Source organism: Leptospira soteropolitanensis, assembly GCF_026151655.1.
GTDB lineage: Bacteria > Spirochaetota > Leptospiria > Leptospirales > Leptospiraceae > Leptospira_A > Leptospira_A soteropolitanensis.
Genome location: NZ_JAMQPN010000004.1, coordinates 83127 through 98490, shown reverse-complemented (window position 1 = coordinate 98490; position 15364 = coordinate 83127). Strand labels below are relative to the sequence as shown.

At 38.4% G+C, this 15364-nt stretch carries 12 protein-coding genes; 5 read left to right on the top strand and 7 right to left on the bottom strand.

What is annotated here, in order from left to right; translation table 11 throughout:
- Positions 1–62: 62 nt before the first annotated feature.
- The 3 genes from ND811_RS10730 to ND811_RS10720 form a co-directional block, all read right to left on the bottom strand.
- Positions 63–755, bottom strand: a complete 693-nt coding sequence (locus ND811_RS10730) for an LIC12587 family lipoprotein (protein WP_265352122.1) — start codon at positions 753–755, stop codon at positions 63–65.
- Positions 755–2770 carry an ATP-dependent helicase gene (locus ND811_RS10725; protein ID WP_265352212.1) on the bottom strand — a complete coding sequence of 672 codons (2016 nt, stop codon included), beginning with the start codon at positions 2768–2770 and terminating at the stop codon, positions 755–757. The genes ND811_RS10730 and ND811_RS10725 overlap by 1 nt, the downstream gene beginning before the upstream one ends.
- Before the next feature lie 68 nt (positions 2771–2838).
- Positions 2839–3435 (bottom strand): glutathione S-transferase family protein, encoded by a 597-nt coding sequence (locus tag ND811_RS10720; RefSeq protein WP_265352123.1) that lies wholly within the window; start codon positions 3433–3435, stop codon positions 2839–2841.
- 121 nt (positions 3436–3556) lie between these two features.
- On the opposite strand from ND811_RS10720, the gene ND811_RS10715 reads away from it, so the two are divergent.
- From ND811_RS10715 to ND811_RS10695, 5 genes are all read left to right on the top strand, one after another.
- The gene (locus ND811_RS10715; RefSeq protein WP_265352124.1) at positions 3557–4099 is read left to right on the top strand and encodes an NUDIX hydrolase; all 543 of its coding nucleotides are present in this window, start codon (positions 3557–3559) and stop codon (positions 4097–4099) included.
- A 158-nt stretch (positions 4100–4257) separates the two neighbouring features.
- Entirely contained in the window at positions 4258–5046 is a 789-nt protein-coding gene (locus ND811_RS10710) for a FecR family protein (RefSeq protein WP_265352125.1), read from the top strand.
- Positions 5047–5053: 7 nt separating this feature from the next.
- The gene (locus ND811_RS10705; protein WP_265352126.1) at positions 5054–6037 is read left to right on the top strand and encodes an LBF_2017 N-terminal domain-containing protein; all 984 of its coding nucleotides are present in this window, start codon (positions 5054–5056) and stop codon (positions 6035–6037) included.
- 58 nt (positions 6038–6095) lie between these two features.
- Entirely contained in the window at positions 6096–7337 is a 1242-nt protein-coding gene (locus ND811_RS10700; RefSeq protein ID WP_265352127.1) for an MFS transporter, read from the top strand.
- Positions 7338–7380: 43 nt separating this feature from the next.
- Complete coding sequence (locus tag ND811_RS10695) at positions 7381–7566, top strand: hypothetical protein (protein ID WP_004783670.1); 186 nt, start codon at positions 7381–7383, stop codon at positions 7564–7566.
- Between the two features lie 4 nt (positions 7567–7570).
- Here ND811_RS10695 and ND811_RS10690 read toward each other — a convergent pair whose 3' ends face one another.
- From ND811_RS10690 to uvrC, 4 genes are read right to left on the bottom strand one after another with little or no spacing between them, the layout of a single operon-like run.
- Complete coding sequence (locus ND811_RS10690) at positions 7571–9190, bottom strand: phospholipase D-like domain-containing protein (protein WP_265352128.1); 1620 nt, start codon at positions 9188–9190, stop codon at positions 7571–7573.
- Entirely contained in the window at positions 9187–10614 is a 1428-nt protein-coding gene (locus ND811_RS10685; RefSeq protein ID WP_407658894.1) for an LA_2168 family protein, read from the bottom strand. Before ND811_RS10685 ends, ND811_RS10690 begins: the two co-directional genes overlap by 4 nt.
- Positions 10611–13442 (bottom strand): LIC11755 family lipoprotein, encoded by a 2832-nt coding sequence (locus ND811_RS10680; RefSeq protein WP_265352130.1) that lies wholly within the window; start codon positions 13440–13442, stop codon positions 10611–10613. The genes ND811_RS10685 and ND811_RS10680 overlap by 4 nt, the downstream gene beginning before the upstream one ends.
- A gap of 36 nt (positions 13443–13478) precedes the next feature.
- Positions 13479–15320: an excinuclease ABC subunit UvrC gene (gene uvrC / locus ND811_RS10675; RefSeq protein WP_265352131.1), complete on the bottom strand. Its 1842-nt coding sequence runs from the start codon at positions 15318–15320 to the stop codon at positions 13479–13481.
- Between the last annotated feature and the right edge of the window lie 44 nt (positions 15321–15364).

Sequence of the window (15364 nt, the reverse complement as noted above, 5' to 3'; positions counted from 1 at the left end):
TTCAGTAAAGATTGCCTATAAACCAATAGGCGTTGTAAAGAAAAGATCCGTTCCAAAAGAACTTAGAGTTTGCCCTCCGGCTGCAACACTTCCAAACATTCTTTCTGAATGGACTTCAGAGTTTCATTGTTTGGGAATTCTTCCAATCCTAAATTGGCAACTTGCAAACCTTTTTGGTAGAATCCAGTATTCTTATATTCGAAGCCCATCTTTAAATAAGTTTTCGCAGCAGTTTCGTAATAGAATTCATCCTTCTTTTGGTTCCCTTTGGTATAAGTTTTCGTAAGGGTAGCAAGGGCTGGATAATATTCCCGTTCTGCCACCAGGGACTGCACCACTAGCTTTTTCCGTTCCATCAAATTTGTGTTTTTATCCAAACGTTCGGATTGGTTTAAGAATTGGATGGCTTTAGAATACTCGTTTTTTCCCACATAGGCCTTCCCCATAGTGAGATTCCACTCAGAGAGTTGGACCGGATTTGATTTTGCTTGGTTGACTAAGTTGAGAGTAGCAATGGTCTCATCATATTTTCCAAGATCTAGCAATAGTTTTCCTTTTCGGATGATTAATTTGTCTCGGGATTCGTCAGATAGAGAGAGGGATTTGAGATCAGCATCGATAGATTCGATTTGGGCCAAATGAGACCCGGTATTTACTTTGGAAACTCCTGATTTTTGGTTTCCTTGATTTGATGCACAATTTTCAAATGCCACTACCAACGCCAAAATGAGGGTTAGTGGGAGAATCGATTTCATTAGCCTACCTTTAGTTTGTCTAATTCCTCTAAGAAATTCTTAGTTTCCGTGTCTCTATCCTTCGTTTCCATAGGGAAAAAAAGAACAGCGTCCTGAGACAGCTCATTTAAAAACCGAGAGGGGGCACTCTCGATTTGCTCCCCAAATTTGCGTCTTGTACGAGCCGAAGTCAAGTACAATTTTCGCCTTGGGCGAGTCATACCCACGTAGAGAAGTCTTCTTTCTTCATCGACCACTTCTCCTTCTTCTTCTATAACACGTGAGTTCGGTAAAATTCCCTCTTCCAGACCAACTAAAAAAACTAAATCGTATTCCAGACCTTTTGACTGGTGCATGGTCAGAAGTTGGACCCTCCTGTCTTCCTCATCCTCTTTGGGTTCATCCTCCATCAGGAGAACAAGCCTCTGTAAAAAGTCGAAAATTGTAGCCTTGCCCTCACGGCCCTCTTCTTCTTCAAAAAAGGACAACATATTCACAAGTTCACTCAAGTTATAGATCCGGGCTTTGACCACCTTCTCCTCGGTCTCTTCTAGAGAGATTTCCCTCTCAAATCCGATTTGAGTGATCATTTCCCGAAGCACCGGGGCCAATTTCGGTGACATCGCAAACTTCTTTTTGAATGCATCCACAAGTTCCACAAACTGATAGATTTCTTGTCTGACCTTAGCTTTTATTTCGGGCAAATAGTCAGGACTCTCAATCATTTTATGAAAGATCTCATAGAGGGAAAGTTTGTGAGTGAAGGCTTCCTCTTGGAGTTTTTGCATAGTGCCAGGACCAATCCCCCGTTTGGGGTAATTGATGATCCGAAGTAAGGAATAATCATCCTTGGGATTTGCCACGTATCGCAGGTAAGAAATACAATCGCGTATCTCCTTTCGGTCAAAGAAATTATAACCACCTACCACTTTGTAAGGAATACTTCGGTTTCGAAGTTCTTCTTCAAAAGGCCGAGATTGGAAATTGGTACGAAAGAGAATGGCAATTTCTTTTCCCTTAAATTCATTTTTGATGATTAAGGATTGAATCCTTCCTGCCACAAAAATTGCTTCCTCCCTTTCATCTGCGGTTTCATAGTATTCTACTCGTTCTGCAGACGGAATACGGCTGTATAAAGTTTTTTCCTTACGACCTTTGTTATTTTGGATGAGTGAGTTTGCCGCTTGGATGATAAGAGATGTGGATCGATAGTTTTCAAGAAGCCTTACCACTTTTGCATGAGGGAATTCCCTTTCAAAATTGAGGATGAGTTGGACATTCGAACCACGGAAAGCGTAGATACTTTGGTCGTCATCTCCTACCACACAAAGATTGTCACTTTTACCCCGAAATAAGGATAAAAACTCATATTGGAGTTGGTTTGTGTCTTGGAATTCATCCACAAGAAAGTATTCATGTTTTCTTTGGTAATACGCTGCGATTTCCGGAAATTCAGCTAACAGACGTTTGGGAAGTAAAATTAAATCATCAAAATCGATAGCATTTTTTTCTTTGAGTCCATCTTCATACATAGAAAAAACTTCTGTTGCGATTAAATCAAACTCACCTGTTTGGCCATTGTCTCTAGGATGGACTTGAGTATTCTTAGCATAGGAAATGCGGCGGAGGATTTCTTTCGGAGGAACTTTTTTAGGATCCAATCGTTTCGACTTTAAAAGGTCAGATACAAATGCCTCTTGGTCTGTTCCATTGAATAACAAAAAGGTTTCGTTATAACCCAGTTTGGTAATGTGTTCTTTTAAAATCTTTAAACCTAACGAATGGAAGGTGGAAAGTGTGATTCCTTTTAATTTTTCCCTCGGAACCATCTTCCGAAGGCGTTCTGCCATCTCTTTGGCACTTTTATTCGTAAAAGAAAGGGCAACAATTTTGCCTGCAGGGATTTTTACGCCTTCTACCATATGGGCAATGCGGTTGGTGATGACCCTGGTTTTACCCGATCCGGCCCCAGCAAAGACCAAAAGAGGACCTTGGATGGTAGAAACTGCTTCCATTTGTGCCGCATTTAATTTCATAGGGAGACCGGTAAGGGACATAATCCAAAGAAATCCGATCCGGTCGAGTGAAAAACGGCTGTTCTTTATTACTTAGGGGCAGTTTCCTTCCAAGATTTGTTTTGACCATGAAAGTTTAAAAACCCAGCAAAAATGGGATCCTCCTCTACTGGCAATACGGAACGGAACCGAATCCAATCGAGGGTTGTATACAGAGCAATTTCAGAAAGTCCTACTTTACCATCGGTAAAGAAAAAATTACCATTTAACTCTTGTTTGATATAATTCAAAATAGAGCTGATTCTAAGTGCATTTTTTGTTAAATAAGGTGCGGCATCTGGTTTAATTCCTTCTTTATTCAAATAAAAAATCAGGATGGCATTGTCCAAAGCTTGATCAATTGCTGTCTGCAAATTGGCTTCACGGTAGTGGTGAGGACCTGATTTTGGCCTAAAATTTCCAGACCCTTTTTTTTCAAAAAGATAATCAATGATGGTGTGGCTGTCCCAAATTTTTACATCATCGATTTCCACATAAGGAACCTTCCAGAGTGGGTTTTTATCCCGCAGTTCTTTTTGGCCGGCTTCCGCCATCGTGTCGACTAAGGTGAAAGGAATTCCCATTTCCGAACAAATGAAACGAATTCTTCTTACGAAAGGAGAAGTAATACTGCCATATAATTTCATAAGTAGATAATTTTCTTTGTGCTTTCATCCTTCAAGATTAAGTTTTTTATAATTTCAAAAAAGAAGGAAAATCTCTATACAGTATCTAGGAACAAAAATTCCTTTGACCCTAGGTATAAAAGTGAAAGAAAGAAAAAACTGGAAAGACCTCTACCCCACACCGATCTATACTCTTGCAAGTTTTGACATTCAACTCCCCCGTTCTCTGGAAGAAAAAACCTATTATGTAATCAAATCTAAAAACTGGGTCAATGTGGTACCTGTCACCAAAACAGGAGAAATTTTACTCATCAATCAATATAGGCACGGGATCGGCGAAGATAGCCTAGAAATTCCTGGTGGCATTGTAGACGAGGAAGAACCTGGCTCCGAACTGATTTCAGCCATACGAGAACTAAGGGAAGAAACGGGTTATGCAACAGATCCTACAAAATATAAATTACTTTCTAAGTTTTCTGGTAATCCGGCTATGTTCACTAACTGGTCATATTCGTATGTTGCTTACGATGTAGAACCAACCCATGAAGTTGAATTTGATGAGGGAGAAGATATTGAAATTGTTTTAAAAAAACCAAATGAAGTAAAACGAATGTTACTCGACGGAACAATCCACCATCCGCAGATGGCTGCCGCTCTTGGAATTTATTTTTTGCAAAATCAGTAACAACCTAACGATTGTAGAGTTTTTTGCTAGCAGACCCTCGGAGAATCACATTCCTTCTTTAGCGAATTCTAAAAAAATGGAAAAAACTATCCTTAGAAAAATCCCCAAGTTTTTCGAAATCGCTGGAAATTTTAAGATTAGTTTGGAAGAGTACGTATATGAGAAAGTCCATCTTACATTCAACCTTAGTACTTATCATAACATTCGGTTCGTTTTCCCTTTTTGCGGAAGGTGGTGAAACTTTAGAGCCGATCACCATTACGGTTCAAAAGGGCGAAACACTCTCTTTGATCTCAGAAAGACATCTTTCTGATCCAAAACGTTGGCCAGAACTTTTAAAACACAATAAAATTCCTAATCCTGATTTGATCAAACCAGGTCTTTCTCTAGTGGTTCCGGTTTTTCTTCGTAAGGCAGTGGTTGGTGTCACTGAATTTGTGATGGGACAAGTGGAATGGAATGGAACTGGTGGAAAAGGTCCTTGGGTTCCTTTGAAACTGGGACAAGAACTTCATCCCAATGACCAAATCAAAACTGCTGGCAAAGGAAAAACCGATGTTCATATTAATAATGTGGGTATGGTTAGAATTTTAAACAATAGCCACTTTGAAGTGAAGGGTGAAGAAAAAAAAGGTGGTCCGGTCACTGTTGCTTTGTTTAAAGGAAGTTTGGACGCAAAAGTCAATAAATCCAACCCTCCTACCACCGAACATAAGTTCAATATCGTAAGCCCCTCTTCTACTGCGGGAGTTAGAGGTACTGAATTTCGTGTGGAGTTAGATGATAAACTAAGTTCTACCATTTCTTGTTTTGAAGGAGTGGTTGATGTGGCTGCAGAAGGTAAAACAGTCGAGTTGAAACAAGGGATGGCAACTTTTGTGGAAAAAGGGAAGTCTCCCGTACAACCTTATAAAATTCCAGAAGCACCTCGCCTAAAAGAAGAATAGAAGGAATATGAATCGATATTTATTACTGATCCTCGGAATCTTTTTTCTAACATTTGGTTCTCTTGTTTCCAAACCAACAAGAGAACTTCGTATTGTCATTGATGCAGAAGCAGATGCCAATTTTGAGCTAGAACTTTGGCAAGAAAAACCAAATGAGTCAGGGGATTCCATTGCCCCGAAACCACCAGAATCCATTCAATTTAAAGGGAATCGAATCACCGTAACACCAAAAGACAACTTTGAATACTTTCGTGTTCGCAGGTTAGGTGAATATGGAGCTAAGGGTTTTTGGACCCAAGTTTATTCTACAAATGTTGAACCTGGATCTCCACTTTCTGTTCCCAAAGAATTCGTAGCCAAAAAGGTCTTTGTCCCAAAACAGGAACCCAAAAAAGCGGTTTCCGTTATTAGTACAGATAGTTTTATTATCGTAAAAGAAAAGGAAGAGTCCGTTCGATACTTAACCAAGAACCAGTTGACACTGAATCCTTCGGATGATGCCTCCGGTGTATCTGAAGTGCGATACAAACTAGGAAATGACCATTGGAATTCAGCTAAAACTCTCACATCAATTCCTGTGAAGGAGGAAGGTAGTTATCAATTACGCTATTTTTCTCTAGACCAAGTTGGAAATAAAGAAACAATGCAGGTTTTGGATTTTATTAAAGATATTACACCACCTGAAACCAAAATGGAATGGGTAGGCCCAAGTTCCATCGGAAAAGGTCGAATGCAGTATATATCTCCAGAAACAAAAATCAGGTTAACAGCAAAGGATCGTCTGAGTGGAACCAAGGATATACTTGTGGCTTACACTTGTCAGTCGGGTACGCAAACCGAATTTAAACCCTACAACGCAGAAATATCCATAATCGATTTAAAATCAGTATGTAAAGGTTCATTTCAACTTTTCTACTATGCTGTCGACCAAGTGGGAAATGAAGAAGCAGTCAAAACTTTAAATTTCCAGTTAGGTAGCGAATCGAATTAAAAGATTCTTCGATTGTGAATTGCCCCAAAATTAAGACATAGAAACACTGGCCGAAGAGATGAAGAAAAACCTTTCTTTGGCCATTTTCAAACACCGCGATTTTCGTTTTTTTATCGTAGCAAGGTTTTTTATGGTCCTTGCCATCAATATACAAGCTACCATCGTTGGTTGGCAGGTCTATGAACTTACAGGAAGTGTTTTAGACTTAGGACTCGTAGGTCTTTTTGAAGCCGTTCCTTCAATTGTGGTATCTCTCTATGCTGGACACTTAGCAGATCTTAGAGATCGGCGCAATATCATTGTTATTTGTTTATTCTTTTTATTCCTCTGTTCATTGACTTTATATGCTTTCACCGGCCCACTTGGCTTTTTACTTCTTAAATACAAAGCTTTTCCCATCTTTTTAGTCATTTTAGTTTCTGGAATTGCCAGAGGTTTTATTTCACCAGCTATTTTTAGTTTTGTAACGCAACTTGTTCCAAGAGAGCATTACCCACATTCAGCTGCATGGATGGGAACTTCCTTCCAAGCAGGGGCAGTCATTGGGCCTGCACTCGGCGGAATTGTTTATGGAAGTTTCGGAATGCAAGCAGCGTATGCGCTTGATTCTTTTTGTATCGGACTACCCTTTTTACTATTCTTCTGGATCGCAAAACGAAGCCTTCCCGAAAGAAAAGAGAAAGAAGCCTTAAAAGATAGCCTTCTCAAAGGACTTCGTTTTGTTTTAAAAAATGAAATTATGTTAGGTGCAATGGCACTCGATATGTTTGCGGTTCTTTTCGGAGGAGCAGTCGCTCTTTTACCTGTATATGCAAAAGACATTCTTTTTGTTGGCTCGGAAGGACTTGGATACTTGCGAGCGGCTCCGTCCCTTGGGGCACTTCTTATGGCATACTATTTAACATACAAACCTCCTTTAGAAAAATCGGGACGGGTTTTGTTACTTTGTGTATTTGGTTTTGGCTTGTGTATGCTCGTATTTGGACTTTCTGAATCTTCTTTATTATCTCTATTTGCATTATTTCTATCAGGAGTTTTTGATAGTGTTTCTGTTGTGGTTCGGTCAACCATTATGCAAACAATGACTCCAGAAGAAATGCGAGGAAGGGTGAGTGCAATTAATAAGGTATTTATTGGATCCTCAAACGAAATTGGAGCCTTTGAATCAGGGCTTTCCGCAAAAATCCTAGGGCCAGTGGGTTCTGTCGTTTTCGGTGCTACCATGACCCTACTCATTGTATTTTTTACCTTTCGGTTCTCTCCTAAGTTAAAAGACTTAGAACTAAAAAACTGGGTCTAAAAATGCTTGGAAAATCTCTTTTCTAAAGAATACTGGACATGCCATGTCAGACCTGATCCATGATTCAAAAATTCCAGCAGATAAGAAACACACACTTATCCTTCTCATACAAACGATGTTAAACGATGTGAATAAACAAATCACTCATTTAGGTATCAATAATTACATGAAACTCCAAGATGAAATCGCAAAGATTCTTGTCCCAGTCATTGAAGACAAAATGGAATGACTACCTAACCACTAAAACAAATAGGCGAAAGTTTTCCTAAAGTTTCTAGTCGATTTTGCAAAAAGACCATCCACTCCGGAGGGTTTGTTTTTACTTTATACTGACAAAACGAAATTCTGCGATTTTCTGTCTGAACCCAAATCCATAAATTTTTTCCCTTCCAAAAGTCAGTATTTCCGATCACTGTTGAATTCGAATCTAATACAAAATTCTCTTTAGGATGAGAGCCGTCCCAGAGAGAAAGAGATATTACCCTTTCCCCACTAGAAAGGCTTACCTTAGTTCCCATAAAATAATTTTGGAAAGAGAGGTGAAGGTTTTCTCCTTCACTCTCCTCCCAGATTGGATCTGCCCCACGAAATGTATAATCAAATCGATTCCCTAATTTTGTTCGCAGAGGTCCAGTAAGTCCTAATGTCTGTTTATAGGCACTGGAAAGAGCATTGGAATTGGAATCAAAAACACCTTCTGTATTAAACAGTATGTTAGTTTGAAATAGAGAATTTTGATATTGTCTAAGAGAAAACATACGCAAAGTATTTTCCATCTCTTCTTCATAAGAACCATCAAAGGATTTAGAAATTGGATTTGCCAGCATTAACACTCTCTTCCATTCAGCTAAAAATTCTTCTGTGATAGAGGGATGGTCCATTTTGACAAAGACCTCTTTATTTTTATCCCTCGCTGACACCGAATAGTTATATGAACCAGTAAACACATATCTGTCATCAACGATCAATGTTTTGTGGTGTAAAAGCCCACCTAAGTAACGATCATTTTTATATATAAAATCAACATTTCCATCTTCATAAATTTGTGAAGGATATTCTAAATTTTGACTAAGAAAAACACCTTCTGGATTGGAACTCATTATAGGTGCATTATAAATTCCTTCGACCCTCACACCTCTTTGACTAGCTTCTATTAACTTTAAACTAAGGATAGGATCATAATGAGAATAGATTAAGTATTTAATTGATTGTTTTGCTGTCATCACTGCTTCAATTAATTCTTGTTGGATTTCTAAACCTGCTTCAGGCGAAACCCAGTATTGTAAGGAGCCTATTCGGAAAAAACCTCTCGGATTGGTTCCAAGAAGCGTGGAATGAATCGACTCAATTTCGTCTTTCGAAATATTCTGAGCCCAAAAAACATTATGATCGGTATACAATCCGTGGGTGGTATAATTTCCCGTTCCTGCAAAAAAACGACACCCGTCAATAATCCAGATTTTAGTATGGTGAATCCCTGATCCAGACCATCTTCGAATTTCGAGACCTAGAGACTGGAGTTCAGAATATTCTTCCTCTTTATCACCATATAGTTGAATGTCTAAACCCATCCTTTTTTTCAAATATAGCTCAGAAAGGATTTCATAATCATCTATGGAATATAAATATGCGTGAATCGAAACCTTTGCCTTTCGAATCTCAGAAATCAAAGCATCTTTTACTATCCGTTTTTTATCTTCTGCAACATTTCGGCCTGGGTAGGAGAAATATAATTCCGAAATAGGAGAGGTTGGAAGAAGAAGCCAAGAGAGGTCCACTTTAGATTTTGGTTTTTGACAAAATAGAAAAAACATTGAGATTAATAGAAATAAAATCCATTTAATTTTTGTCATAGTTCCAACTTACCAAACACATATCCAAAATTTGATTTGATACCAATGGATTCAGGCAAAAATATCTGAGAAAACCCAATTCCAAGTTCAAAAGATGATTCTTCTTTTAAGGACAGTTCCAAAAGTCCTTCAGCGATAAAGAACGCTTCAAATTCTCTTTTTTGAAAACTAATCCTTCCATCAGAAGCCCCTCCTACCTTGTAAGGCAAAAAGTAGTTACCGACAATTTTACCAACAAACTGCCTGTAGGCGAATTGCAAAATAAGTTCACTCAAATATCCAAAACACTTTCCATCGATTAAAGCAAAGTTTTTATCATATCCTGAATCCGTTACGGCAGAAGAAGGAAAAACTCGAAAAATTTGTGAAATGTAAGGGGTTTGTCCTGGATGAGATCCGAAGGACACATAACCATCACGAATGATTTGGTTTTTTGAATTTCTTTCTTCCCGATCCGATAGAAAATGAGAACTTCTGACCAAAAAACCACCAAACTGAAGTTCTGCTGCCCATTGGATTGCTTCTCCTGAAATTGGGATAGATCCAGGAGAATTTGTAATTTTAGAACTCGTTCTGTCATTACCCTTGGCCCACAGAAAATCAAATTGTACTTCTAAAAAATATAAATCCCAACCGAAACCCAAATTTCCATTTAACAATGAATCGCCATCTGCACCTAAAACTTTGGTTTCTCTTGGACTATCCTTTACATGTCGCCCCCAACTTCCTAACTCCATGTATTGTATTCCCAAACGAAGATTTAGATAATCTCCATAAACCAATCCAAAAGAATGTCGCCGGTGATGGCTTCTTTTGTTTTCACCGGAATCTACTTCTTCTAAACGATCCGGCTTTTGCTTTTGTGACTGGGGAAGTATGGAATGAAATCTATCTTTATCGAGTAACAAAGATCCAGAATATTGGTCCCAGAGAAAAAACTGTAGGATCAAATTGGTTTGCGGTTGGAATTCTAAAAAAACTCCCTCACCTCCATCAAAACTGGTTTGAAAACTCCTAGGTCGAAACTTATGTTCTCTCCGTCCTACCCCGAAAAGAAATTTGGAAGTTTCATAACCTATATAATTGTTTTTACCCAAGTAAAAAGGCCTTAATCCCGTTTCCTTTCCTGTTGTGAGTTGGATCTCTAAGTCCCAAACGAATTGGTCTCTTTTATTTTTGTCCTTAAGACCAACAAACATGGATTGTCCAGAAATCCGGTTTAGATAAGATAGATTCTGAAAATCCAAACCAACTGGAGATGATTGTAAATCCCAACCAGGAGTTTGATTTTTTTTATTACCAACAGTTTCTTTTAAAAACAATTCATATCCCAAAATTCCCACTTCAACACCCACACCGAATCTAGGAGAACTAACCACTAACAAAGATATCACGAAAAGAAAATGCGCCGACGACCGAATCAAAATTCCTCACGGTAAATTTCGAAGTCCTCAGGGGACATTCCATCAGATCCTGTTTTTAGCCAAAGAAACTCACCGGTAGTCACAGGAATTCGAAAGGGAGAAAAACTTTCTTTATGTCCGAAAGAAGAAATCAACTTAGAAATTTGTCCTATTTTTTTACGAAGTTGAATGGATTCCCCCGATGAAATTCCGTTTCCAATCGTTTGCGTAGTTTTGATCGTGAGGAGTAAGTCAGAATCTTTTTGGAAAATAGGAAAAACCCAATCTTTACCGTCTGGATCCACAACCCAAGCACAATGCCCTGGGTACAAAATGGTCGAATTCAATTCAAAAGTTTTGCCTCCATTCACGAAAGGATAAAGATTTGGAAACCGAGATTGATATGAGGTAAGTTCATCTGTGCTCGCTTCGTCTTCGACGAGATAAGAACTCATATCCTCTGGATTTTCTGAACGATTACAAAGATAGATCCATTCATTTTGCGAATCTTTCGGATTGGGAAAAATTGCTTCTATTTGGACAGGGCCCTTACGTTCTAAAAAACTTCTTGGTTGGATCAAAGAAGGATCGCTAAAATAAGAATAAAGTTGTTCTTCTATGGAAAATGGGAATGGTCCTCCCGAATTTACTAAATAGATATTTGTCCCAGAGGTTTGTAAGGAAAGCGGGATGGTATTACTGTTATTTCCTAATCTAACTTCCGTTTGAGTACCAAGTGGAAAGTTGGTAAGGTAAGTGAATTCACCATCCCACCTACTTATTTCTAAACTTCGGTGTTTCTCTTTTCCTGGGCTTCGAAAGTCAGAAATACAATGGTCGGATGCAAGAATGGATCTAGAAAAGAAAATAGGGCTTGGTTCCGGATGTAAGGAATGTGTGCCTCCCAAAGTTCTTTCTTTTATAGACTTTGGATCCCAAGAAAGGACAACCGACTGACCCTTCTCCTTACTTAGGTAGCGAAGAGAATAAAAATTCTCAGAAAAAAAACCATCAGGCAATTGATAAAAACCATCTCCATTACAGGGAGAAGGAGAGGTTGCCAAAGTTTGAAATCTAACTTCACTTGGTTTCCAAAATAGATACGTATTTCCGTTTTCTCTTTGAAACGATACAACTCCTTCCTCAAAACCAGTAAATCCAAAATCTAAAAAAGGCGATTGGTTTGGGTTATATTCTAATAATTCAGTAAATAAATGGTCCACCAAACCGACATTGAATGAACCTGGACTCATTTGAAATCCGTATGCCAAAAGAGCCGAAGATGCTAAGGTTCTCGTATGTGGGTGCTCCCCGAATGAATCGACAACAATAGAATATCGATTTTGTGTATTAAGCCGAAGTAAATGGTAAAAAGTGGGATTGTTTGTATAAGATACCCTCTCTTTATCGTTTCTATTCTCCCAATGAAAGTTGGGAATTTGATATACCACTTTCGGGATCGAAAATGGTTTTTCTTTTTCTAAAAGATTCCAACCTGACCATAATTTTCTTGTGATAAGGAATATGGCTCCTTTCGGTAAAATCAACTCTTCAGCTGACAGAGGATAAATGGTATTTTCAAAAACCCATTGCAGGGAAGAACCATCACAGGTTTCTCCCGTATTTTGAAATTCAAAAAAGGCTGGGATTGGAAATTGGGATTCAAAATGGTTTCCCGGATAAAATTCAGTAATTTGAATTTGTTTGGCTTGGCAACTCGGAGGACGATCCTCCTTAATTTTTTTTTCTAATTGGTTGGGGAGTCCTGGATTCCCACAAAATAGGTCTTTTGAATTCCAAAAATTGTATTGGTTTCGACAAGAGATGGAATTTGTTTGGTTGGAAAAAAACTCAGTTCCTTGACGAAATATAAATTCTGAATCGTGGTAATCTGTATTTCCCCAGAGAACAGACGTTTGTGTTCCTAAATCTGTGAGGAATTCTTTTGGAATCGGAATGCTGAAAAGTCCAGGATCATCCGAAAAGAGAACCATTCCATGAGGCAAAATTAATTTGGTTCGTTTGGAAAATAGTTCGGAACGAAATGACTTACGAATGCCGTCCTTAACCCAATCCAATGAATCCGATCTCGGACAGATCACAGTTTCCTTTGGATTTTCCCACTCCAAAAATCTTTGATAAGATGACTCAGAATGTCGAAAAAGTTCAGATACATTAGGTTCACCTGGCACACACTCTGAGAACCATTTGTCATTTTGTGTTTGAATTAGTTCTGAAATTTCATTTAGATCAGGACAAGGAAAAACTAAGGAAAGAATCGGCCGTTTATTAGGAGATCCAGTAATTGTTTGTGTAGAAAATATAACTTCACATTCGTCCTTTGTTCTCTGTAAAAATAACGGGTGATGTATGGCAAAAGTTTGATAGGTGGTAAGGCCACTTGACCAAATTTGTGAGTTCCACTCTAAAAGAAATCCTTCTTTATCTGAATCCTTTTTCCACTTTCCATATTCAGTGAGTACTGCCTCTGCCCCTTTACCTTTCCAATTCCAAGTAGGATATTCGTTTGAATCTTCCGTTAAATGTAAAAAACCTTCTTTCCATTGGTTTGCGACATCAATACTCGTTTTCCAACAAATTCGAAATTTGGCACCTAACTCCCGCACATACAAAGAAATAGGTAGAGAATGAAGGCAAAGAACTCCAGATTCGAAACTGATCGAACTTGTGTTCTCAACTAGGTTTCCCTCCTCTTCCGCATTTCCATATTGAAACTGAAAAATAGGTGATTCACTGAAACCATCACCAAAGAATAAAAAGGGAGACTTATCTTTATTTTGACAAGAACCAAGAAAAAAAAATAGAAAGATAATGCCCAGTTTTTGCATCTCCCACCTCAAAGGTTTTAGGTGGGAATATAAAATTTACGGTTCTATTTTTTTTAAATTTTGTATACCAGAATGAATTTTCTCAGCTAGTATAGGACCAATGCCTGGAACCTCTCTTAATTCCTCTATGGTTGCATCGGTTACCTTTTTTTTGGATTGAAAATAAGACAAAATGTTTTTTCTTCTGCTCGCACCAATCTCTGGCAAATCATCTAAAATAGTTTTTAATGCTTTTTTCTTTCTTTGAACACGTTGGAAGGTAACTCCAAATCGGTGCGCCTCATCTCTTAAATTGCGAAGAAGCCGCATCATTGGTGAATGAATGTCAAAACTATAGGGATGTTTTTCTCCAGGAAAATAAATTTCTTCTCTTTTTTTAGCAAGACCTACCATTGGAATATGACCAAGCTCCAATGCATTGGCCGCTTCCGCTGCGCGTGATAATTGAGTCAATCCTCCATCAATCACAATTAAATCGGGTAGTGGTTCTTCTTCGTTGATCAAGTGACTGAGTCTTCTAGCAATTACTTCATGGATCATCCCTGGATCATTGATCCCTTCATATCCGCGCATTTTATAATGCCTGTAACCGGCCTTATACGGTTTTCCATCCACAAACATGACTCCACTGGCAACAGGAGAAGAACCTTGAAAATGCGAAATATCGTAACATTCGATCGTTCTTGGTAAAACGGGTAATTTTAAATTTTCTTGGAGCTCTTTCATAGCAACCGTTTGGTCTCGCAGTTTGGTTGCAAGGATGCGTTCGGTTAAACTAAGGTCCGCATTTTTTTCTGCCAAACGAAGGAGTGATTTTTTAGGACCCATTTCAGGAAATTTTAGTTTGATTGAAGTTCCAAATTTTTCCGTGATGGCTTCTAAAAATACATCGTAGTTTCCTTTGGCAGAAGGAGGTAAAAAAACAGTATTGGGAAGAAGAGTCGCATTTAAATAGTAATCACGTAAAAAAGAGGCGAACACTTCCTCATCATCTGAAAAAGAAAGTCCTGTTAAAGGAAAAGATTTTTTACCTTCTAACCGTCCCCCTCGCACCTCAAGGATGATCATTTGTCCTTCATCATCCCTTTTACTAATTCCCAGGATATCTTCATCTCCTCCATCCATACTAACGACGGTTTGTTTTTCACGAATTTGAATTATTTTTTCAATGCGAGTTTTCAAAAACCCAGCCCGTTCATATTCCATTTTTTCAGAAGCCTGGATCATTGCGGTTTTTAAACCGGAAACCAATCTTTCTTTTTTTCCTTCTAAAAAGCTGAGAATCTCATCAACTAACTCAGTATAGGTTTCCTTGGATACATTCCCTTGGCAAGGACCAAGGCAACGCCCCATATGAAAGTTTAGACATGGCCTTTGTGGTTTTGCCAATGGAAGTTTTAATTTTGTCTTACGGATTGGAAATATTCGATGAATCAACTCTAAACTATCTCTTGCGGCTTTGACATCGGTAAATGGGCCAAAATAACGATCCCCATTATCCTTTACCTTTCTTGTCAAAAATACCATAGGAAATTCTTCACTTGTAGAAACACAAAGGAAGGGATATTTTTTATCGTCCTTTAGCCTAACATTAAACTTTGGATTGTATTTTTTTATGAGGGTGGCTTCGAGAAGTAATGCCTCTTTTTCTGTACTTGTGGCAATCCAATCCAAATCGAAAAGTTCCACATAAAGGGCTCGCGTTTTTCGATCCTTTTGGTTGGGGTTTAGATAGGACCTGACTCGCGATTGGAGTTTTAGTGCCTTTCCTACATAAATCACTTCCCCACTTATATTTTTCCAAAGATAACATCCGGGAAGACTCCCTAAGTTTTTAATCTTTTCCTGGATTGTTTTTAGAACTAGTGAGTCTTTCATATTGGTTTTTAGCGGGAATTTTACGTTTACAATTCTTAGACGAT

Excerpts from the sequence above, each read along its gene's own strand:
- ND811_RS10730 (WP_265352122.1), bottom strand. The coding sequence starts at position 755 with ATGAAATCGATTCTCCCACTAACCCTCATTTTGGCGTTGGTAGTGGCA.
- ND811_RS10725 (WP_265352212.1), bottom strand. The coding sequence starts at position 2,770 with ATGAAATTAAATGCGGCACAAATGGAAGCAGTTTCTACCATCCAAGGT.
- ND811_RS10720 (WP_265352123.1), bottom strand. The coding sequence starts at position 3,435 with ATGAAATTATATGGCAGTATTACTTCTCCTTTCGTAAGAAGAATTCGT.
- ND811_RS10710 (WP_265352125.1), top strand. The coding sequence starts at position 4,258 with ATGAGAAAGTCCATCTTACATTCAACCTTAGTACTTATCATAACATTC.
- ND811_RS10705 (WP_265352126.1), top strand. The coding sequence starts at position 5,054 with ATGAATCGATATTTATTACTGATCCTCGGAATCTTTTTTCTAACATTT.
- ND811_RS10700 (WP_265352127.1), top strand. The coding sequence starts at position 6,096 with ATGAAGAAAAACCTTTCTTTGGCCATTTTCAAACACCGCGATTTTCGT.
- ND811_RS10695 (WP_004783670.1), top strand. The coding sequence starts at position 7,381 with ATGTCAGACCTGATCCATGATTCAAAAATTCCAGCAGATAAGAAACAC.
- ND811_RS10690 (WP_265352128.1), bottom strand. The coding sequence starts at position 9,190 with ATGACAAAAATTAAATGGATTTTATTTCTATTAATCTCAATGTTTTTT.
- ND811_RS10680 (WP_265352130.1), bottom strand. The coding sequence starts at position 13,442 with ATGCAAAAACTGGGCATTATCTTTCTATTTTTTTTTCTTGGTTCTTGT.
- uvrC (WP_265352131.1), bottom strand. The coding sequence starts at position 15,320 with ATGAAAGACTCACTAGTTCTAAAAACAATCCAGGAAAAGATTAAAAAC.